Source organism: Streptomyces sp. NPDC014656 (assembly GCF_043084305.1).
GTDB lineage: Bacteria > Actinomycetota > Actinomycetes > Streptomycetales > Streptomycetaceae > Streptomyces.
On sequence record NZ_JBIBZN010000018.1, the window covers coordinates 36213 to 55621 of the forward strand.

Sequence of the window (19409 nt, forward strand, 5' to 3'; positions counted from 1 at the left end):
TCGGTCATCATGAACGCCGACCGCCCGACCCACCGGAGGTACGCCCGATGAGCCACGCCGCCCCACCACCCGGCCTCGACCCCGAGCGCCTGCGCCACCACCTGGACCGCGAGCGGCCGGGCCTGGTCGCCGGACCCCTCGAAGCCCGGCTGATCGAGGGCGGCCGCTCCAACCTCACGTACGTCGTCACCGACGGCACCGGCCGCTGGGTGGTGCGCCGCCCGCCGCTCGGCCACGTGCTGGCCACCGCGCACGACATGAAGCGGGAGCACCGGGTCATCAGCGCGCTCGGCGGGACCGCGGTGCCGGTGCCGGGCACGGTGCTGCTCTGCGAGGACGAGGAGGTGCTCGGCGCGCCCTTCTACGTCATGGAGTTCGTCGAGGGGACCCCGTACCGCTCCGCCTCCCAGCTCGCCCCGCTGGGCCCGGAGCGCACCCGCGCCGCCGTCCTCGGCCTCGTCGACACCCTGGTCGACCTGCACGCGGTGGATCCGGAGGCCGTGGGACTCGGCGACTTCGGCCGGCCGGAGGGCTTCCTCGACCGGCAGCTGCGCCGCTGGGGCAAGCAGCTCGCCGCCTCCCGGGGCCGTGAGCTGCCCGGCATCGAGGAGCTGCACGCGGCCCTCGGCCGCGCGCTGCCCGGCTCCCCCGCGCCGACCGTGGTGCACGGCGACTACCGGCTCGACAACGCGCTCGTCGGCGCGGACGACCGGATCAAGGCGGTGCTCGACTGGGAGATGTCCACGCTCGGCGACCCGCTGACCGACCTGGGCCTGCTCGTCATGTACAGCACCCCGCTCGACCTGCCCGGCTCGCCGATCTCGACGACCGCCGCCGCCGCGGGCCACCCCACCGCCGCCGAGCTGGTCGAGCGGTACGCCGACCGCTCCGGCCGGGACGTCTCCGCCCTCTCCTGGTACACGGCCTTCGCGTGGTTCAAGCTCGCCGTGATCCTGGAGGGCATCCACTACCGCTACACCCTCGGGCAGACCGTCGGCGCCGGCTTCGACCGGATCGGCGAGCTCGTCCCCGTCTTCATCGAGCACGGCCTGACCACCCTTCAGGAGGGCTGAACCGCCATGGACTTCTCCTACGACGCCCGCACCGAGGAGCTGCGCGCCCGGCTGCTCGCCTTCATGGACGAGCACGTGTACCCCGCCGAGGCCGTCGCCGAGGAACAGCGCGCCGCGCTCGCCTCCCCCTGGGACGAGCCGCCGGTGGTGGCGGAGCTCAAGGCCGAGGCCAAGCGGCAGGGCCTGTGGAACCTCTTCCTCCCGGACGAGGAGTACGGGGCCGGGCTGACCAACCTCCAGTACGCCCCGCTCGCCGAGATCACCGGCCGCAGCCCGCAGCTCGCGCCGACCGCCCTGAACTGCGCGGCCCCGGACACCGGGAACATGGAGCTGCTCGCCCAGTTCGCCGACGAGGCGCAGAAGAAGCAGTGGCTGGAGCCGCTGCTGGCGGGCGAGATCCGGTCCGCCTTCGCGATGACCGAGCCCGAGGTGGCCTCCTCCGACGCGACCAACATCGAGACCCGGATCCGGCGGGACGGCGACTCGTACGTGATCGACGGGCGCAAGTGGTACATCTCCGGGGCGATGAACCCCGACTGCAAGGTCTTCATCGTGATGGGCAAGACCGACCCGGACGGGACGGACCCCCGCCGCCAGCAGTCGATGATCCTCGTGCCGCGCGACACGCCGGGCGTCGAGGTGCGCCGGGCGATGCGGGTGTACGGCTACGAGGACCACTACCACGGCGGTCACGCCGAGGTGGTCTTCGAGGACGTGCGGGTCCCGGCGGCGAACCTGATCGGCGAGGAGGGCGGCGGCTTCGCCATCGCCCAGGCGCGGCTCGGCCCGGGCCGCATCCACCACTGCATGCGGCTGATCGGCATGGCCGAGCGGGCGGTGGAGCTGACCTGCCGGCGGGCCGTGACCCGTACCGCCTTCGGCAAGGCCCTCGCCCAGCAGGGCGTGGTGCAGAACTGGATCGCGGACGCGCGGGTGACGATCGAGCAGCTGCGGCTGCTCGTCCTCAAGACGGCCTGGCTGATGGACACCGTCGGCAACAAGGGCGCCCACACCGAGATCCAGGCCATCAAGATCGCCACCCCGCGCGCGGTGGTGGACATCGTCGACAGGGCGGTGCAGGCGCACGGCGCCGGCGGCGTCTCGCAGGACTTCCCGCTCGCCGAGCTGTGGGCGGCGGCGCGGACCCTGCGGCTCGCGGACGGCCCCGACGAGGTGCACCAGCGCTCGCTGGCCCGCCGGGAGCTGAAGAAGTACCTGTAGGGCCCGTTACGGGCGCAGCGCCCGCAGCAGGAGGTCGGCCAGGTGGTCGGCGACCTGCTGCGGGGCGAGCGGGCCGTCCGGGCGGTACCACGTGGACAGGTGGTGCACGGAGCCGAAGTGGTAGTCCACGACGAGGTCGGCGGGCGTGGCGGAGGAGAAGACGCCCGCCCGCTGGCCTTCCTCCACGAGGGCGCGGAAGCGCTCGTGGTAGCGCCGGCGCTCGGCGCGGACCTGCTTGTTCTTCTCCGGGCTCAGGTGGTGCATGGAGCGGAAGAAGATCGAGGCGTCGTCGAGGTTCTCGATGGTGGTGACCACGACGTCGGCGGCGGCGGAGCGCAGCCGCTCGTCGACCGGCGCGTCGGAGTCCGCGAAGTCGTCGAGCCGCTCCTGCTGGAGGCGGAGCACGCGCGCGTACACCTCCTGGAGGAGGTCCTCCTTGGAGCCGAAGTAGTGGTAGAGCGCGCCCTTGGTGACGCCCGCCGCCTCGACGATCTCCTGGACGGAGGTGCGGTCGTAGCCCCGCTCGGCGAAGAGCCGGGTGGCGGCGGCGAGGAGCCTCTGGGGGACGGGCGTGGCGTCTCCGTCCGTCGTCCTGGCCATGCTCCGCCGCCTTCCGGTTCGCCGCCCCGTCCCTGATGGCCGGGGCCTGTCGTCGGTAGATCTTCCCATCCGTCGCCGGGTGCGCTACCGCGCGCCCGCCTCCCAGTGCCGCTGGAGCTTGTTCATGCCGCCGATCCAGCGCTCGGGGTCCTCCGCGCGGTGGCGGTAGAAGTCGGCGACCTCCGGGTGCGGGAGGACCAGGAAGCGGTCCTCCGCGATGGCGTCGAGGAGGGCGTCGGCGACGGCGTCGGGCTCGATCGCGGTGGGGACGAGGACGAGGTCGCCGGCCGAGCCGGTGGCGTCGAGCATGTCGGTGCGGACGCCCTGCGGGCAGATGGAGTGCACCTTGAGGCCGCGGTGGCGGTAGGTGAGGGAGAGCCACTCGGCGAAGGCGTGGGCGCCGTGCTTGGAGACGCTGTACGGCGCCGCGCCGATCATGGTGAGCAGGCCGGCGGCGGAGACGGTGGAGACGAAGCGGCCGGCGCCGCGCTCCAGCCAGTCGGGGAGCAGGGCGCGGGCCGCGCGGACGTGGGCCATGACGTTGACGTCCCAGGCGGCGGCCCAGACGGCCTCGTCGGCGAAGGCGTCGCCCGCGGAGGCGAGTCCGGCGTTGGCGCACCAGATGTCGACGGTGCCGCCGAGGGCGTCGCGGGCCTCGTCGACGATCGCGGAGGCGTCGCCGGGGACGGCGAGGGCGCCGATCTCGCCGGCGACGGCCTCGGCCCGGACCGGGTCGAGGTCGTTGACGACGACGCGGGCGCCTTCGGCGGCGAAGCGCCGGGCGAGGGCGGCGCCGATGCCGCCGCCCGCTCCGGTGACGACGACGGCCGCGCCCCGGACCTCGTGCGTGCCCGCGTTCATGGACCCCTCCAGATGGTTCGGCTCTCGTTCCGGTGACACCGGGCAGACTAACCGGTCGGTATGGAGGGGGGAAGGCCCGGAGAAGCGGCCCGACCGCTTCCGCACGCCTCGTTCCCCCGGAGGGCCGGGAGCGCTAACCTGCGTGCCCATGTCACGCATGAGGCGGATGAAGCTGCTGTCGCGTCGGAACCTGCTGGCGGCCGGAGGGGCGCTGACCGCCGGAGGGGCGCTCGCCGCGACGGCCTCCCCGGCCGCGGCCGTCCCCGGGCGGGCGCACGCGCGCGTACGGACCGGATTCGAGCGGCTGGCGGCCGACGGGTACGCCCTCCTGGCCGGCGAGCGGGTCGGCGTGGTCACCAACCCGACCGGGATCACCCCCGACGCCCGGCACCTGGTGGACGTCATGCACGCCGACGAACGGGTCCGCCTGGTGGCGGTCTTCGGCCCCGAGCACGGCTTCCGGGGCACCGCGCAGGCGGGCGGTTCGGAGGGCAGGCACGACGACCCGGCGACCGGACTGCCGGTGTACGACACGTACCTGAAGAGCGGCCGGGCACTGGCCGACGTCTTCACCGCCTCCGGCGTCGACACCGTCGTCTTCGACGTCCAGGACGCCGGCGCCCGCTTCTACACCTACATCTGGACCCTCTACGACTGCATGGTGGCGGCGGAGCTGGCCGGGAAGCACTTCGTGGTCCTGGACCGGCCGAACCCGGTGAGCGGCCGGGCGGCCCTCGGCCCCGTCCTGGACCGGGCCTTCGCCACCTTCGTCGGCCGCGAACCGATCGCGCAGGCGCACGGGATGACGGTGGCCGAGCTGGCGCTGCTCTTCAACGCCGAGTTCCTGGCCCGGCCGGTGGAGCTGGAGACGGTGCGGATGACCGGCTGGCGGCGCGCGGACTTCTTCGGCGCCACGGGGCTGCCCTGGGTGCCGCCGAGCCCGAACATGCCGACCCCGGAGACCGCGCTGGTCTACTCCGGCACCTGCCTCTTCGAGGGCACCAACCTCTCCGAGGGCCGGGGCACCACCCGCCCCTTCGAACTCCTCGGCGCGGAGGGCGTCGACCGCCGCTGGGCGGAGGCGGCGAACGCCCTCGGCCTGCCCGGAGTCCACTTCCGCGAGGCGTACTTCGCCCCGGTCTTCTCCAAGTTCCAGGGCCGCACGGTCGGCGGCGTCCAGCTCCACGTCCACGACCGCGAGGCCTTCGACCCGGTGCGCACCGGGATCGGCCTCCTGGTGACCGCCCGCCGCTCCTGGTCCGGCTTCGCCTGGCGGCCGGACCACTGGATCGACAAGCTGACCGGCTCCACCCGCGTCCGCACCCTGATCGACGCGGGCGCGGACACCGACGAGGTCGTCGGCGCGTGGGAACCGGACCTGGCGGCCTTCCGCGCGGTGCGGCGGGAGCACCTGCTGTACCGGTGAGGGGGGTCGCCCCCGAGGGGCGGACGGCCGCGGCGTCCGGACCGCCCGGCGAGGTCTGAGCGCGGCCGGATTCGGGCATGCTGCCCGGGGGTTGCGGGGCACGGGCCCCTGGGCGCTTCCTCGACGCGGAGGGCGGGCGGGTCGTGAGCGGGATGAGTGTGGATCCGTACCGGGAGATCGTCCTCGACAAGGACGGGGACGGTCCGGCGGGACAGGCGGCCGAGCTGGTCGCGCTGGCGCGGCGGGGGGTGACGGACCTGGTGGTGTTCGCGCACGGCTGGAACAACTCCCCGTCCGGCGCCACCCTGCTGTACGCGGACTTCTTCGCTCCGTTCCCGGGGCTGCTGGCCCCGGGGGTGGAGGCGGGGTACGCGGGGGTGGTCTGGCCCTCGATGATGTTCACGGACGAGCCGGTGCCGGACTTCCGGGCGCTGGTGACGACGCTGCCGGAGAAGGAGCGGACGATCGTCCGGCTCACCGAACTGCTGGCCCTGGCGCCACCCGAGGAGGCGGCGTTCGCGGAGTTCGGGGCGCTGCTGCGGGAGCTGGCGGACGGGGGCGGCGAGGGGTTCGCCGCGGCCGGCGAACCGCCGGAGTTCCTGGCGGCGGATCCCCTGGAGACCTGCGCCCTGTTCACCGCGGCCCTGGAGGGGACCGCGCCCGGCGCGGCGTTCGGGGACGGCCTCGGGGACGGGCTCGGGCGGCTGTGGAAGGGCGGCCGGGAGGCCCTGCGGCAGGCCGCGTACCACGTCATGAAGCGGCGGGCGGGGCACGTGGGCGAGCGGGGGCTCGGGCCGCTGCTCGCGGAGGTGGCGCGGGCAGCGCCGGGGCTGCGGGTGCACCTGGTGGGGCACGGCACGGGCGCCCGGCTCGTGGCGTACGCGCTGCGCGGGCTGCCGGGGGCGCTGCGGCCGGTCCGTTCGATGACGCTGCTCCAGGGGGCCTTCTCGCACTACGCGTTCGCGGCCCGGCTGCCGCACGACCCGGGCGGGTCGGGGGCGCTGAGGGACATGCAGCTGCGGGTGCGGGGGCCGGTGGTGGCCTGTCACTCGCGGCACGACACCGCGCTCGGGGTGATGTATCCGCTGGCCTCCCGGACGGCCGGGGACTCGGCGTCCCCGGCGGAGCCGCCGGGGTGGCGGGCGGCCCGGGACCCCCGGTGGGGGGCGATCGGATGGGACGGCGTCCAGGGCGTGCCGGGGGCGGCGCGGCGGACGCTGGCGACGGTGCTGCGGGACGGGGTTCCGGCCTCGGGCTGCGTGAGCGTGGACGTGGCGGACGCGGTCCGCTCGCACGGCGACGTGCGGCGGCCCGAGCTGGCGCGGGTGGTGGTCTCGGCGGCCCGGATCGGGCGGCGCTGACCCGCCGCCGGGGTGGCGAGTTCCCGCCAGGTAGGTGGCCGTTCCGCGTCCGGGCGGAACACGGCGGCGCCGTCGTTCGTCCCTCTGGTACCGCGGATGCGCGAACGACCAGCACGGAGGTGGCGGGCGATGGCCGGTTTCCGGAGTCTCGCGAGACAGGTGCGCGATCAGCGCTGCGACACGGCGTTGCGCAGGTACGCGCTGCGCAAGTGCCTGGAGCGGTTCGCTCCCTATGGGCACCGGGCGACCTGGGACCACCTGTGCCACCGGCACGGGTTCGGCCCGGACGACCGGGAGCTCGATCCGGCGCGGCTGGTGGCCGCCCTGGAGGAGCTGGAGGAGGCGCGGGCGGTCTGGCTCGCGTACGAGGAGGGGTTCGCCGCCCGGCGCCGGCGGGAGAAGCACGGCGGGCTGCGCGCGCTGGGGGCGCTCGACGACTGGCACCGGGACGTGTGGGGCGGCAACGGCGTGGTGCGGTGCGGCGATCCGGCCGTCCACCCGACCGACCCGCTGCCCCAGGTGGTGCGGCGGCTGGTGACGGCGCTGGAGCACGGCCCCGGCGAGGCGTGCCCGGGGTGCGCGGGCACGCGGATCGCGTGGACCGGCGGCGCCGGGGACGGGGACTGGTACGGCCCGGTGTGCGCGGACTGCGGGGTCGAGGTGCCCCGGGCGGTCCTCACCCCGGGGGCCCTGGCCCGGGCCCGGGGCGTCCGCGCCCGCCCGCTGGTCCCTGCGGCGTGAGCCGGGATCCGTGCGGTCTCCCCGCCGCCCGTGCGGTGTGACGTGGACGGGGCGGCGCGGCTGCTCCAGGCGGCGCTGAACGGCGCCCGGGGGCCCGAGGGGCCGGCGGTGGTGCCGCGTGATCCGGCGGGGCTCGCCGGGGCCGCGGCGGACGCGGTGGCGGCGGGGGCGCGCGAGGTGCGGATCCGGCCCCGGACGCCCTGCGGCGCGGTCTCGCTGTCGCCCCGGGTGGTGGGGCCCGCGCTGACGGCGGTGCGGGACGCCGTCCGCGTACCGGTGGCGGTGCCGGTGGACGCGCGGGCCGAGCCCGATCCGGCGCGGCGGGTGGAACGGATCCGGTCCTGGGAGGCGCTTCCGGACCTGGCGTGGGTGGCCTGGCACGAGCCGGGCGCCGAGGAGACGGCGGCGGCACTGCTGGCGCGCGGGGTGGCCGTGGAGGCGGGGCTGCGGGCCGGGACGGCGGGCCCGGCCCTCTTCGCCCGCTCGCCGGCGGCAACCCGGGTGCGGCGGATCGCGGCACAGGCGCCGGACGGGCGGGCCGGGCCGTGGGTCCTGGCCCTGGCGGCCGCGCACGGCGCGGTTCCCGTCCTGCTCCACGGGACCGGGGCGGCGGCCTGGCCGGTGCTGCGGCTGGCCCGGCGGCTCGGTCTGGACGGCCGGATCGGCCTGGAGGACACCCTGGCGCTGCCGGACGGCACCCGCGCCCGCTCCACGGCGGAGCAGGTGCGGGCGGCGCTGTCGGAGCCCGGCGAGGAGTCCGCTCAGGGGTCCCCTCGGAGACCCGCTCAGGACTCCGCTCAGGAGCCCCCTCCGGATGCCTCTTAGGATTCCTCGTTCTCGGTCTCGCGGCGCAGCGGCAGCAGCCGGGAACCCGCCATCCGCTCGCCGAAGACGTCGTCGGGGTTGGAGAGGACGCAGGTCTCCAGGGAGAGGCAGCCGCAGCCGATGCAGTCCGTCAGGTGGTCGCGGAGCCGGCCGAGCTGCTTGATGCGGTCGTCGAGCTCGGTCCGCCAGGTGGCGGAGAGGCGGGACCAGTCCTCGCGGGTCGGGGTGCGCTCCTCGGGGAGTTCGGAGAGGGCGTCGCGGATGGTGGCGAGGGGGATGCCGACGCGCTGCGCGGCGCGGATGAAGGCGACCCGGCGCAGCGCGTCGCGCCCGTAGCGGCGCTGGTTGCCGGCGGTGCGGCGGCTGCCGATGAGCCCCTTGGCCTCGTAGAAGTGGAGGGCGGAGACGGCGGCGCCGCTGCGGGCGGCGAGCTGGCCGACGGTGAGCTCGTGGATCTTCTCGGGAATCTGCGGCACCCCTCGAACCCTACTGGTCCGTTGACACCGCGCCCCCCACCCCACATGCTGAGCAAGCGCTTAGACACAAACCGTTTGGTATGTCGTACGAGAAGGGACCAGGGAGATGGCCGAGCCGAGGATCTTCACCTCCGCCGAGGAGCTGCGCGCGGGGGTCGGCGAGCAGCTGGGGCACAGCGACTGGCTGGAGGTCGACCAGAAGCGGATCGACCTCTTCGCCGAGGCCACCGGTGACCACCAGTGGATCCACGTCGACCCCGAGCGCGCCGCCTCCGGCCCCTTCGGCACGACGATCGCGCACGGCTATCTGACCCTCTCCCTGCTGCCGCTGTTCGTGCCGCAGGTGCTGCGGGTCGAGGGCATGAGGATGGGCCTCAACTACGGCACGGAGAAGGTGCGCTTCCCCGCCCCGGTGCCGGTCGGCTCGCGGCTGCGCGCCACGGCGGTGCTGACGAAGGTCGAGGAGGCGGGCGGCGGCGTGCAGGTCACCGCGAAGGTGACCGTGGAGCGCGAGGGCGGCGACAAGCCGGTGTGCGTCGCCGAGTCGGTCTCGCGCTACTACTTCTGAGCCCGGTGGCCCACCATGCGGAGCACGAGGTCGGCGTAGAGCGCGCCGACCTCGTCGGGCGTCCGGCGGCCCTCCGGGTTGAACCAGCGGGCGACGTCGATGCAGAGCGAGAGCACGGCGACGGTGGTGCCGGCCACGTCCGCCTGGTCGAACTCGCCGGCCGCCACGCCCTCCTCGATGATCCGGCGCACGCTCGCGTCGGTCTCCCGGCGCAGCTCCACGATCTCGGTGCGGTGCTCGGGGCCGAGCGCGTCCAGCTCGTACTGCACGACCCGGGCCGTGGTGTGGTGCTCCGCGTGCCAGCGGACGAAGGAGCGCACGGCGTCGGCGAGCCGCTCGGCGGGGGCGCCGTCACGGGTCTCGGCGGCCCGGAGGATCTCCAGGGCCTTGTCGTGGCCGATGCGGCTGATCCGGTGGAGCAGCTCTTCCTTGGTCTTGTAGTGGATGTAGAGCGCCGCCGGGCTCATGCCGGCGCGGCCGGCGATGTCCCGGGTGGTCGTGGCGTGGTAGCCGCGTTCGGCGAAGGCCTCGACGGCCGCGACCAGCAGCCTCCGGGCGGCCTCGGGCGTGACCTCGCCCCAGGGCACGTCCTCGCCGCCGGGCGTCTGCTCCGCCGCGCTCATCCCACACTCCTCCTCGGACCGGTCAGGACGAACACCATACAACGAAGCTGAGCAAGCGCTTAGAGCCTTCGGGGGCCGGGGCCGCTCAGAGCTTCTGCTGGAAGGGGTCGTGCTCGGCGAGGAGCTTCTCCAGACGGGCCTGGTCCACCCGGCTGACGATCCGGTCCGTCTCCTGCCGGTCGCGGACCACCTTGGCGAGGGTGAAGGCGGAGGTGGTGAGGTAGAGGACGGAGACCGCGAGGAAGGCGCGGACCCAGGCGCTCGCCTCCAGCTGGTAGATCCCGATGCCGACGGCGGCGATGGCGACCGCGAAGGAGATGACGGCCTGCGCGTGGTACGCGTTCGTGTTCTGCTGCTTGACCTGTGACTCGCTCATGGGCACAGCATCGGGCGGATGTGGCGCCCGCCACATCCGCCCGGATACTCAGACCCCCTGGGGCGCGGCACTCAGAAGGCGGAGACCCCGGTGAGCGCCCGGCCGATGATGAGCTTCTGGATCTGGCTGGTGCCCTCGTAGAGGGTCATCACGCGGGCGTCGCGCAGCAGCTTGCCCACGGGGTACTCGTCGATGTAGCCGTAGCCGCCGAAGACCTGGAGGGCGTTGTTGGCGCAGCGGACGGCGGCCTCGGAGGCGTACAGCTTGGCCTTGGAGGCGGCGGTGGCGAAGTCCTCGCCCCGGTCGATCAGGTCGGCGACCCGCCAGGTCAGCAGCCGGGCCGCGTCCACGTCCACGGCGATGTCGCTGAGGAGTTCCTGCACCAGCTGGTACGAGGCGATGGGCTTGCCGAACTGCTCGCGCTCCCCCGCGTAGCGCACGGCGGCGTCGAGCGCCGCCTGGGCGATGCCGACGCAGCCGGCGGCGACCGACATCCGGCCCTTGGCCAGGGCGGACATGGCGACGGCGAAGCCCTTCCCCTCGGGGCCGAGCATCGCGGAGGCCGGGACGCGCACCCCCTCCAGGGCGAGTTCGGCGGTGGCCTGGCCGCGCAGACCGAGCTTGCCGTGGACGGGGCGGCGGGTGAGGCCGGGGGCGTCGGCGGGGACCAGGAAGGCGGAGACGCCCTTGTGCCCGGGGGTCTCGTTCGTCCGCGCGAAGAGCAGGACGACATCGGCCCAGGTGCCGTTGGTGATGAACATCTTGGCGCCGTCGATGACGTAGTCGTCGCCGTCGCGCACGGCCCGGGTGCTCAGGTTCCCCGCGTCGGAGCCGGTGCCGGGCTCGGTGAGGCCGAAGCAGCCGACCGCGTCGCCGGAGGCGAGCCGGGGCAGCCAGGCCCGCTTCTGCTCCTCGGTGCCCCAGGACGCGACGGTCTTGGCGACCAGGCCGAGGGAGACGGAGACGATGCCGCGCACGGAGGAGTCCCCGCGCCCCAGTTCCTCGGTGACGAGGCAGTACGCGAGGTGGTCGCCGCCCGAACCGCCGTACTCCTCGGGGATGGTGAGTCCGAGGAAGCCCACGGCACCGAGCTTCTTCACGATGCCCCGGTCCACCTCCTCCGCCCGGTCCCACGCGACCACGTGCGGGGCGACCTCCCGGGCGACGAAGTCCTCGGCGAGCCGGCGTACGTCCCGCTGCTCCTCGCTCAGCGCCAGATCCACGGTGCCACCTCTCTCGCCCGTCACTTTAATTACCGCTGCTAGTTTTATTGGTGCGGCCTACTATGTGCGCCATGGCCCGACCGCGCAAGCCCCTGCTCAGCCGAGACCGCATCGTCGAGACGGCGGGCGCCCTCGTCGACGCGGAGGGCCTGGCCGCCCTCTCGACCCGGCGGCTCGCGGCCGAGCTCGGGGTGAGCGGGCCCTCGCTCTACAACCACTTCCGCACCAAGGACGAGATCCTGGACGCGGTCGCCGACGCGGTCAGCGCCAAGATCGACCTGTCGATGTTCGAGCCGGACGACCCCCGCGACTGGCGCACCGCCCTGTACGACTGGGCGCTCTCCTACCGGGCCGCCCTCGCCGACCACCCGCAGATCGTCCCCCTCCTCGCCCAGGGCCCCGGCCGCCGCCCGGCGGGGCTCAAGGTCGCCGACGCGGTCTTCGGCGCGATGGTCCGGGCCGGCTGGCCGCCCGCCCAGGCCACCCACATCGGCGCCCTGATGCGGTACTTCGTCACCGGCTCCGCCCTCGGCTCCTTCGCGCGCGGCTTCGTCGACGACGAGACGGCCTACGACCCCGCCGACTACCCCCACCTCGGCCAGGCGCACCGCCTCGCGGAACACCGCGAGAAGGTCGACGAGGGCGCCTTCGCCACCGGCCTGCGGGCCCTGCTCGACGGCCTGGGGGCGCAGTACGAGAAGGACGCGCACGTTTCGGGCCGCGCCGAAGCCTGAGCGGGGGATGCTGGAGCCATGGGAGCCAGTGAACTCGCCGCCTTCGCGGCACTCTTCGCGGAGGAGAGCCGGGCCGCCATGGTGCTCGCCCTGCTCGACGGACGGGCCTGGACGGCCGGGGAGCTGGCCCGGCACGCGCGCGTGGCGCCGTCCACCGCCACCGAGCACCTGGGGAAGCTGGTCGCGGGCGGCGTCCTCACCGAGGAGCGGCAGGGCCGGCACCGGTACGTACGGCTGGCCGGGCCCGGGATCGCGCAGCTCGTGGAGGAGCTGACCGCCCGCGCCGGTCCGGGCGCGGACGAGGCCCCCCGGTCGCTGGCCGCCGTGAACGCCGGGCGGGCGATGGCCCGGGGCCGCACCTGTTACGACCACCTCGCCGGCCGGCTCGGGATCGCCGTCACGGACGCGCTGACCGCACGCGGACTGCTGCGCCAGGACACCGGCTTCGCGCTCACGGACCGGGGCCTGGCGTGGTTCGCGGACCTCGGCGTCCCCCTCGTCCCGAAGGGACGGCGGCCGCTCGCGCGCGGCTGCCTGGACTGGACCGAGCGCCGCCCGCACCTCGCGGGGATCGCGGGTGCCGCGCTCTGCGCGCACGCGCTGGACAGCGGCTGGTGCGTGCGGATCGGTTCCGAGCGGGCGGTGAAGGTCACCCCGGCCGGAGAGCGGGCCCTGAACCGCGAACTCGGGATCGAGGCGGACGCGGTGCGGTGAGGGGGCGGGGGGACGGGGTGGGGGGTGTGGGTGGGGCGGGGGCGCGGGGTGCGGCGGTGCGGCGGTGCGGGGTGTGGGTGCGGGGGGGGGTGGGTGCGGTGGTGCGGGGGGGGTGGGTGCGGTGGTGCGGGGGGGCGGTGCGGGGGTGGCGGCGCGGCTGCGGCGGTGGGGGCGCGGCGGGCACGGTGGCGGTAGCGCGGGCGGGGCGGCCGGGGCGCGGCGGTGCGGCAGGCACGGCGGTGCGGCGGTGCGGCAGTGCGGCAGTGCGGCGGTGCGGGCGGGGGCGATATTGCGGTGTGGACCGAAGGGTGGGCGTCCTACCGTCGGTGCATGCCGAAATCCGTCTCCTCCGCCCGGCTCGCGCTCGTCGCCGCCGGGGTCACCGTCGTCCTGTGGGCGTCCGCCTTCGTCTCCATCCGCAGCGCCGGGGCCGCGTACTCCCCCGGCGCGCTCGCCCTCGGGCGACTCCTCGCCGGGGCCCTGGTCCTCGGGGCCGTCCTCCTGATCCGGCGCGAGGGGCTGCCGCCCCGGGCCGCCTGGCCGGGGATCCTCGTCTCCGGACTGCTCTGGTTCGGGGTGTACATGGTGGTGCTGAACTGGGGCGAGCAGGAGGTCGACGCCGGTACGGCCGCGATGCTCGTCAACATCGGGCCGATCCTGATCGCCCTGCTCGGCGCCCGCTTCCTGGGCGAGAGCCTGCCGCCGCGATTGCTGGCCGGCATGGCGGTGTCCTTCGCGGGCGCGGTCGCCGTCGGCCTGTCGATGTCCGGGAAGGACGGCCACGCCTCGGTGCTGGGTGTGGCCCTCTGCCTGCTGGCGGCGGTGGCGTACGCGGGCGGGGTGGTGGCGCAGAAGCCCGCGCTGGCGCACGCGAGCGCGCTCCAGGTGACCACCTTCGGCTGCGCGATCGGCGCCGCCGCCTGCCTCCCCTTCGCCGGGCAGCTGGTCACGGAGGCGGCCCGGGCGCCCCTGTCGGCGACCGCGAACATGGTCTACCTCGGGGTCTTCCCGACCGCGCTCGCCTTCACGACCTGGGCGTACGCGCTGGCGCGGACGACCGCCGGACGGATGGGCGCGACCACCTACGCGGTGCCCGCCCTGGTGGTGCTGATGGCCTGGGCGCTGCTCGGCGAGCTGCCCGGCGCGCTGACGCTGGTGGGCGGCGCGCTGTGCCTGGCGGGGGTGGCGGTGTCCCGGTCCCGGCCGCGCACGGCCGCGCGCCCGGCGTCAGGGACGGACGCCGGTCTGGAGGAGGCCGCGGGCGAACGCCGCCAGTGAGGCGCCGATCCGCTCGACGGGGAGCCCGAGTTCGCGCCGCTGGAAGGCGAACAGCTCGGGCGCGAGCGGGGCGAGCGCGGTGTCGACGAGGGCGTCGGGGTCCTCGGCGCCGTGGGCGACGAGCAGGGTCCTGACGTGGACCCGCCAGAATCCGTACGCGCCGGTGCGGAAGCGCTCGGGGCCGGTCTCGGCGCCGAGCGCCAGCGGCAGGTGCTTCTCCAGGAGGTCGAGCATCGCGAGGTAGAACGCGGCGAGCCGCTCCCCCGCGGGCGCTCCGGGACCCAGCGGCGGGGGGCCGTACACGAGCTGGCCCTGGAGCAGGCGCTCGTGCTCGTCGAGCAGCGCGACCGCGACCGAGGACGGGTCGGGGAAGCTCCGGTAGAGGGTGGCGCGGCCGACTCCGGCGGCCTTGGCGATGCGGTCCATGGTGACCGTCCGGGGGTTTCCCTCGGCGAAGAGCCGTTCGGCCGCGGCGAGGATCTGGGCCCGGTTGCGCTCGGCGTCGGCGCGGCGGCGCGGGGTGGCGGCCGGGCGGGCGTCCGGGACCAGGAGGTCGCCCCCGGTCAGGGGGTCGCCGTCCGGCCCGAGCGCGCCGGCCAGGAAACGCTCGGCGGGGGAACCCTGCGCGGCGGGAGGGCGGTTCGCCGGAGGGTGGGCCGCCTGGTTCGTCGTCCGCGGCGGCTCCGCCCCGGGACCGCGCCGCTCGTGATCGCTCATGCGCCGAGCCTACTTCTCTTTCACCCAAACGGACACCTTGTCCGCTTGCATGCCCGCATGGCATTCTAAGTGGACACGACGTCCGCTTGTGGCGTCGGTTGCCCTGCCCTGCCCAGTGCAGCCCCGGCCCGGCCTGTCCTGGCCCGTCCCGTCCTGTCCTGTCCCGTCCTGCTCGGACGCTCCGCGAGGGAGACCGCTTCATGCACACCGCGCTGCTCGTCACCGCCCTGCTCGTCGGCTGCCTCCTCGCCGTCCAGGCATCGGCCAACCTCCAGCTCAACTCCGCCGTCGGCACCCCGTACGGCGCCTCGACGCTCCAGCTCGGCGTCGCCACGGCCCTGTTGACCGCCCTCGCGCTCGCCGCCGGAACCCTCGGCGCGCTCGGGAGACTGCCGGACGTGCCGCCCTGGCAGCTACTCGGCGGACTGGCCAGTCCGCTCTACATCACCAGCGGCATCCTGCTGTTCCCCCGGCTCGGCGCCCTGGCCGGCGTGGGGCTCTTCGTCACCGGCCAGATGTTCGCCTCGCTCGCCCTTGACCTCTTCGGTCTGCTCGGCCTGGAGCGGCAGGGCCTCAGCGTCGGGATCGTGCTCGGCGCCGCCGCCGTCCTCGCCGGCATCGTCGTGATCATCCGCGGCGGGCGCGGCGCGGCCCCCGCGGGCGCTCCCGGCCTCCCGTCGCCCGCCCGGACGGGCTGGCTCGCCCTCGGGATCGTCGCAGGCGGGGCGCTGCCGGTGCAGGGCGCCGTCAACGCCCGGCTGCGGGAGCGGCTCGACGCGCCGCTCGCCGTCGCCGTCCTCAGCTTCGCCGTCGCGACCGTCACCATCGCCGTCGTCCTGCTGGTGCTCCGGGCCACCCGGCGCACCCCGGCACCGCGCGTCGCCCCGCTGAAGAAGATGCCGTGGTGGGGCTGGCTGGGCGGCGCCTGTGCCGCCGCGTACGTCACCGGCACGTTCCTGCTCATACCCGCGATCGGCGCGGCCGTGACCGTCGCGCTGACGGTGACGGGTCAGCAGCTGACCTCGGCGCTCATCGACCACCGGGGGCTGTTCCGGCTGCCCCGGCGCCCGCTCACCCGGCCGCGCGCCCTCGGTCTCGCCCTGCTGCTCGCCGGTTCGCTCACCATCCAGCTGGCCTGAACGCCCCCGGCCCCGGTCATCCCCAGGAAAGGACACCACCATGACCGTCACCACGACCGCGCCCGCCGCCGTCGACACCCCGCCGCCCGGCGTCGTCGTCGTCCACTCCGACCTCTGGTGCTCCTTCGCGCACCTCGCCGTCCACCGGCTGCACGCCACCCGGGCCAGGCTCGGCCTGGAGGACCGGGTCTCCTTCGACCTGCGCGCCTTCCCGCTGGAGCTGCTCAACGACGCGCCGAGCCCGCGCCCCGGCACGGACAGCGAGGTGGCCCGGATGGCGTCACTGGAGCCGGACGCGGGCTGGCAGCTGTGGCAGGCCAAGGACTGGCTCTACCCGTCCACGACGCTGCCCGCGCTGGAAGCGGTGCTCGCCGCCAAGGAGCAGTCCCTGCGCGCCTCGGAACTCCTCGACCTCGGGCTGCGCCGGGCCTTCTGGGCCGAGTCGCGGTGCGTGAGCAACCGCCGGGTGATCCTGGACGTGGCGGAGGAGACCGGCGTGGTGGACGCCGCCGCCCTGGAGGAGGCCCTGGACGACGGCCGGGCCCGGCGCGCCCTCGCCGAGCAGACGGCCCTCTCCCGGACGGACGCGATCCGGTGCAGCCCGCACCTGTTCCTGCCGGACGGCACCGACGTGGCCAACCCGGGCGTGGAGGTGGGCTGGGAGGGCGCCTACGGCGTCGGCTGGCCGGTGGTGCACGGCGACGACCCGGGGGTGTACGAGTCCCTCCTGCTGCGGGCCGCCGCCTGAACCGTGGCCGCCGGGGTCAGAAGAGGACGAGGGCGCGGCCGCCCTTGCCCGCGAGCATGGCGTCGAAGGCGCCGGGGATGCCGTCCAGGGTGATCCGCTCCGTGACGAGCGCGCCCAGGTCGAAGCGGCCTTCCCGGATGTGCGCGGCGATGACCGGCAGGTCGGCGGCCGGGTCCGAGTTGCCGTAGACGCAGCCGGCGAGGGTGCGGCCCCAGTGGAAGATCTCCAGCGCGTTGAAGGAGACCTGCTGGTCCTTGCCCCCGATGCCGACGACGGTGGTGCGGCCGCCGCGCCGGGTGGACTCCCAGGCGGTCCGGATGGTGACGGCGCGCCCCACGCACTCGACGGCCACGTCGACGCCGTGCCCGCCGGTCAGCTTCCGGATCTCCCGGGCGGTGGTCTCCGAGGCCACGACGTACTCGGTGGCCCCGGCGGCCCGGGCCAGCTCCTCCTTCTCCGGGGAGACGTCCACGGCGACGATCGTGGACGCCCCGGCGATCCGGGCGGCCTGGAGGGTGGCGAGGCCGACGCCGCCGACGCCGAAGACGGCGACGGTCTCGCCCTGGCGGACCCGGGCCGCGTGGTGCACGGCGCCCCAGCCGGTGAGGACGGCGCAGCCGAGCAGGGCGGCGTCGGTGAGCGGTACGCCCTCCGGGACGGGCAGGACGCAGTTCGCGGCGACGACCGTCTCCTCGGCGAAGGCGGCCACGTTGAGGCCCGGGTGCAGCTCGCGGCCGTCGGCGGCGCGGGCGTGCACGTTCGCCGCGCCGTTCAGGGCGTTGACGCAGAGCCAGACCTCGCCGAGCGAGCAGGGGTGACAGGCGCCGCAGGAAGGGGCCCAGTTGAGGACCACGCCGTCGCCGGGGGCGACATGGGTGACGCCCTCGCCGACGGAGACGACGGTGCCGGCGCCCTCGTGGCCGAGGACGGCCGGGACGGGGACGCGCATGGTGCCGTTGGACAGGGACAGGTCGGAGTGGCAGACGCCGGCCGCGGCGAGCCGGATCCGGACCTGGCCGGGGCCGGGCTCGGGCAGCTCGATGCCGGTGATCTCCAGCGGGGCACCGACGGCGGGCAGGACGGCGGCACGGATCACGGGACTCCCTTTCTGCGGGGTCGGGGCGGGGCGCGGGCCGGGGCTCAGAACTGGAGGGACTTCGTCTGGAGGTACTCGGCCAGGCCGTGCTCGCCGAGCTCGCGGCCGACGCCGGAGCGCTTCCAGCCGCCGAAGGGGGCGAGCGGGTTGAACCGGCCGCCGTTGATGTCGACCTGGCCGGTCTCCATGCGGCGGGCGAAGGCGACGGCCTCGGCCTCCTCGCCCCAGACGGCGCCGCCGAGGCCGTACTCGGTGCCGTTGGCGATCGCGAGGGCCTCCTCCTCGTCCTCGTACCGGAGGATCGAGAGGACCGGGCCGAAGATCTCCTCCTGGGCGATGGTCATCTCCGGGGTGACGTCGGCGAAGACGGTCGGGGAGACGTAGTAGCCGGTCTCCAGCGGGGCTTCGGGGCCGCCGGTGACGAGCCGGGCGCCCTCCTCGACGCCCTTCGCGATGTAGCCGCGGACGCGGTCGCGCTGACGGGCGCTGACCAGCGGGCCGAGGCGCTCGCCGGGGACGTACTTCGCGGCGGCCTCGGCGGCGAGGGCGACGGCCTCCTCGTACCGGTCGGCGGGGACCAGCATCCGGGTCCAGGCGCTGCACGTCTGGCCGGAGTTGGACATGACGTTGCCGACGCCGACGGCGACGGCCTTGGCGAGGTCGGCGCCGGGCAGGATGACGTTGGCGGACTTGCCTCCGAGTTCGAGGGCGACCCGCTTGACCGCGCCGCCGGCGAGGGCGCCGATGCGGCTGCCGACGGCGGTGGAGCCGGTGAAGGAGACGAGGTCGACGCCGGGGTGCTCGGCGAGGGCCTGTCCCGCGACCGTGCCGAGGCCGGTGACCAGGTTGAAGACGCCCGCCGGGAGGCCCGCCGCGTGGACGGCCTCGGCGAAGAGCTGGGCGGTGAGCGGGGTGTCCTCGGCGGGCTTGAGGACGGTGGTGCAGCCGGCGGCGAGGGCCGGTGCGACCTTGGCGACGATCTGGTGGAGCGGGTAGTTCCAGGGCGTGATGGCGGCGACGACGCCGACCGGCTCCGCGTAGACGGTGGAGTTGCCGACCTTCTCCACGAAGGGGTGGGTGGCGGCCAGTTCGGCGTACGAGCCGGCCACGGCGACCGGCAGCCCGGCGTGCACCGTCGCGGCGAGCTTCGGCGGGGCGCCGAGCTCGGCGGTGACGGTGGCGGCGATCTCCTCGGCACGGGCGGCGAGGGCGTCGCGCAGGGCGGCGATCCGGGCGGCCCGCTCGGCGGGCGGGGTGGCGGACCAGCCGGGCAGCGCTGCGCGGGCGGCGCGCACGGCGGCGTCGACGTCCTCGGCGGTCCCGGCGGGGACCTGTGCGATGACCTGCTCGGTGGCGGGATCGACCACGGGGATCGTGCCGGAGGAGGCCGCGGGGCGCCACTCCCCACCGATGTACATCGCGTCGTGGGCCTTCATCCGCTTCCCCATTCCCTCTGCACTCGACCGCTCGCCTGCGGCGGGGCCGATCCGTTCGGCCCCGCCGCCCCAAACTAGCGCCGTTAGTTTTAGGGCGCCAGGGCCTGTCGGAGTGGGGCGGATCTCATCGCGGGGCGGATCGGGCGGAGCGCGCGGGAACGGCCCCGCGCCGG

Annotated in this window: 21 protein-coding genes; 12 read left to right on the top strand and 9 right to left on the bottom strand. The window is 75.1% G+C overall.

The features are described 5' to 3' along the window. Positions 1–47: 47 nt before the first annotated feature. A complete protein-coding gene (locus ACF1ED_RS31585; protein ID WP_391766302.1) occupies positions 48–1073 on the top strand; it encodes a phosphotransferase family protein in 1026 nt (341 codons plus the stop codon). A 6-nt stretch (positions 1074–1079) separates the two neighbouring features. Further along, complete coding sequence (locus ACF1ED_RS31590) at positions 1080–2294, top strand: acyl-CoA dehydrogenase family protein (RefSeq protein WP_391766304.1); 1215 nt, start codon at positions 1080–1082, stop codon at positions 2292–2294. A gap of 6 nt (positions 2295–2300) precedes the next feature. On the opposite strand, the gene ACF1ED_RS31595 is transcribed toward ACF1ED_RS31590, so the two are convergent. Together ACF1ED_RS31595 and ACF1ED_RS31600 are read right to left on the bottom strand one after the other, a co-directional pair. Then, a complete protein-coding gene (locus ACF1ED_RS31595; RefSeq protein ID WP_391766306.1) occupies positions 2301–2894 on the bottom strand; it encodes a TetR/AcrR family transcriptional regulator in 594 nt (197 codons plus the stop codon). Between the two features lie 84 nt (positions 2895–2978). Next, positions 2979–3755: an SDR family oxidoreductase gene (locus tag ACF1ED_RS31600; RefSeq protein WP_391766308.1), complete on the bottom strand. Its 777-nt coding sequence runs from the start codon at positions 3753–3755 to the stop codon at positions 2979–2981. Between the two features lie 148 nt (positions 3756–3903). Here ACF1ED_RS31600 and ACF1ED_RS31605 point away from each other — a divergent pair, with 148 nt between their 5' ends. The 4 genes from ACF1ED_RS31605 (at position 3904) to ACF1ED_RS31620 (ending at position 8108) form a co-directional block, all read left to right on the top strand. Next, positions 3904–5181: an exo-beta-N-acetylmuramidase NamZ domain-containing protein gene (locus ACF1ED_RS31605; protein ID WP_391766310.1), complete on the top strand. Its 1278-nt coding sequence runs from the start codon at positions 3904–3906 to the stop codon at positions 5179–5181. 152 nt (positions 5182–5333) lie between these two features. Next, complete coding sequence (locus tag ACF1ED_RS31610; RefSeq protein ID WP_391766483.1) at positions 5334–6542, top strand: serine-threonine protein kinase; 1209 nt, start codon at positions 5334–5336, stop codon at positions 6540–6542. 129 nt (positions 6543–6671) lie between these two features. Continuing rightward, the gene (locus ACF1ED_RS31615) at positions 6672–7283 is read left to right on the top strand and encodes a hypothetical protein (protein ID WP_391766312.1); all 612 of its coding nucleotides are present in this window, start codon (positions 6672–6674) and stop codon (positions 7281–7283) included. A 30-nt stretch (positions 7284–7313) separates the two neighbouring features. Continuing rightward, positions 7314–8108: a 3-keto-5-aminohexanoate cleavage protein gene (locus ACF1ED_RS31620; protein WP_391766314.1), complete on the top strand. Its 795-nt coding sequence runs from the start codon at positions 7314–7316 to the stop codon at positions 8106–8108. Here the strand turns inward: ACF1ED_RS31620 and soxR are convergent. Beyond that, on the bottom strand, positions 8105–8584 hold the full coding sequence (gene soxR / locus ACF1ED_RS31625; RefSeq protein ID WP_391766316.1) for a redox-sensitive transcriptional activator SoxR: 480 nt from the start codon (positions 8582–8584) through the stop codon (positions 8105–8107). The two genes, ACF1ED_RS31620 and soxR, sit on opposite strands and share 4 nt — an antisense overlap. A 106-nt stretch (positions 8585–8690) precedes the next feature. On the opposite strand from soxR, the gene ACF1ED_RS31630 reads away from it, so the two are divergent. Beyond that, positions 8691–9152 carry a MaoC family dehydratase gene (locus ACF1ED_RS31630; RefSeq protein ID WP_391766318.1) on the top strand — a complete coding sequence of 154 codons (462 nt, stop codon included), beginning with the start codon at positions 8691–8693 and terminating at the stop codon, positions 9150–9152. On the opposite strand, the gene ACF1ED_RS31635 is transcribed toward ACF1ED_RS31630, so the two are convergent. From ACF1ED_RS31635 to ACF1ED_RS31645, 3 genes are all read right to left on the bottom strand, one after another. Beyond that, a complete protein-coding gene (locus ACF1ED_RS31635) occupies positions 9143–9775 on the bottom strand; it encodes a TetR/AcrR family transcriptional regulator (RefSeq protein ID WP_391766320.1) in 633 nt (210 codons plus the stop codon). The genes ACF1ED_RS31630 and ACF1ED_RS31635 overlap by 10 nt on opposite strands. A gap of 85 nt (positions 9776–9860) precedes the next feature. Beyond that, entirely contained in the window at positions 9861–10151 is a 291-nt protein-coding gene (locus ACF1ED_RS31640) for a YiaA/YiaB family inner membrane protein (protein ID WP_391766322.1), read from the bottom strand. Between the two features lie 71 nt (positions 10152–10222). Then, positions 10223–11374, bottom strand: a complete 1152-nt coding sequence (locus ACF1ED_RS31645; protein WP_391766324.1) for an acyl-CoA dehydrogenase family protein — start codon at positions 11372–11374, stop codon at positions 10223–10225. Positions 11375–11445: 71 nt separating this feature from the next. Between ACF1ED_RS31645 and ACF1ED_RS31650 the strand changes: the two genes are divergently transcribed. The 3 genes from ACF1ED_RS31650 (at position 11446) to ACF1ED_RS31660 (ending at position 14100) form a co-directional block, all read left to right on the top strand. After that, the gene (locus ACF1ED_RS31650) at positions 11446–12108 is read left to right on the top strand and encodes a TetR/AcrR family transcriptional regulator (RefSeq protein ID WP_391766326.1); all 663 of its coding nucleotides are present in this window, start codon (positions 11446–11448) and stop codon (positions 12106–12108) included. Between the two features lie 18 nt (positions 12109–12126). Continuing rightward, positions 12127–12822, top strand: coding sequence for an ArsR/SmtB family transcription factor (locus tag ACF1ED_RS31655; protein ID WP_391766328.1), 696 nt, complete (start codon positions 12127–12129; stop codon positions 12820–12822). Between the two features lie 330 nt (positions 12823–13152). Further along, positions 13153–14100 carry a DMT family transporter gene (locus ACF1ED_RS31660; RefSeq protein WP_391766330.1) on the top strand — a complete coding sequence of 316 codons (948 nt, stop codon included), beginning with the start codon at positions 13153–13155 and terminating at the stop codon, positions 14098–14100. On the opposite strand, the gene ACF1ED_RS31665 is transcribed toward ACF1ED_RS31660, so the two are convergent. Next, the gene (locus ACF1ED_RS31665) at positions 14050–14817 is read right to left on the bottom strand and encodes a TetR/AcrR family transcriptional regulator (protein ID WP_391766332.1); all 768 of its coding nucleotides are present in this window, start codon (positions 14815–14817) and stop codon (positions 14050–14052) included. The two genes, ACF1ED_RS31660 and ACF1ED_RS31665, sit on opposite strands and share 51 nt — an antisense overlap. Positions 14818–15017: 200 nt before the next feature. On the opposite strand from ACF1ED_RS31665, the gene ACF1ED_RS31670 reads away from it, so the two are divergent. Continuing rightward, entirely contained in the window at positions 15018–15956 is a 939-nt protein-coding gene (locus ACF1ED_RS31670) for a DMT family transporter (protein ID WP_391766334.1), read from the top strand. A 40-nt stretch (positions 15957–15996) separates the two neighbouring features. After that, a complete protein-coding gene (locus ACF1ED_RS31675) occupies positions 15997–16704 on the top strand; it encodes a DsbA family protein (RefSeq protein WP_391766336.1) in 708 nt (235 codons plus the stop codon). Positions 16705–16720: 16 nt separating this feature from the next. Here the strand turns inward: ACF1ED_RS31675 and ACF1ED_RS31680 are convergent, their stop codons facing one another. Both ACF1ED_RS31680 and ACF1ED_RS31685 read right to left on the bottom strand, forming a co-directional pair. Then, positions 16721–17800 (bottom strand): Zn-dependent alcohol dehydrogenase, encoded by a 1080-nt coding sequence (locus ACF1ED_RS31680; RefSeq protein ID WP_391766338.1) that lies wholly within the window; start codon positions 17798–17800, stop codon positions 16721–16723. 44 nt (positions 17801–17844) lie between these two features. Then, the gene (locus ACF1ED_RS31685) at positions 17845–19236 is read right to left on the bottom strand and encodes an aldehyde dehydrogenase family protein (RefSeq protein ID WP_391766340.1); all 1392 of its coding nucleotides are present in this window, start codon (positions 19234–19236) and stop codon (positions 17845–17847) included. Positions 19237–19409: the final 173 nt, after the last annotated feature.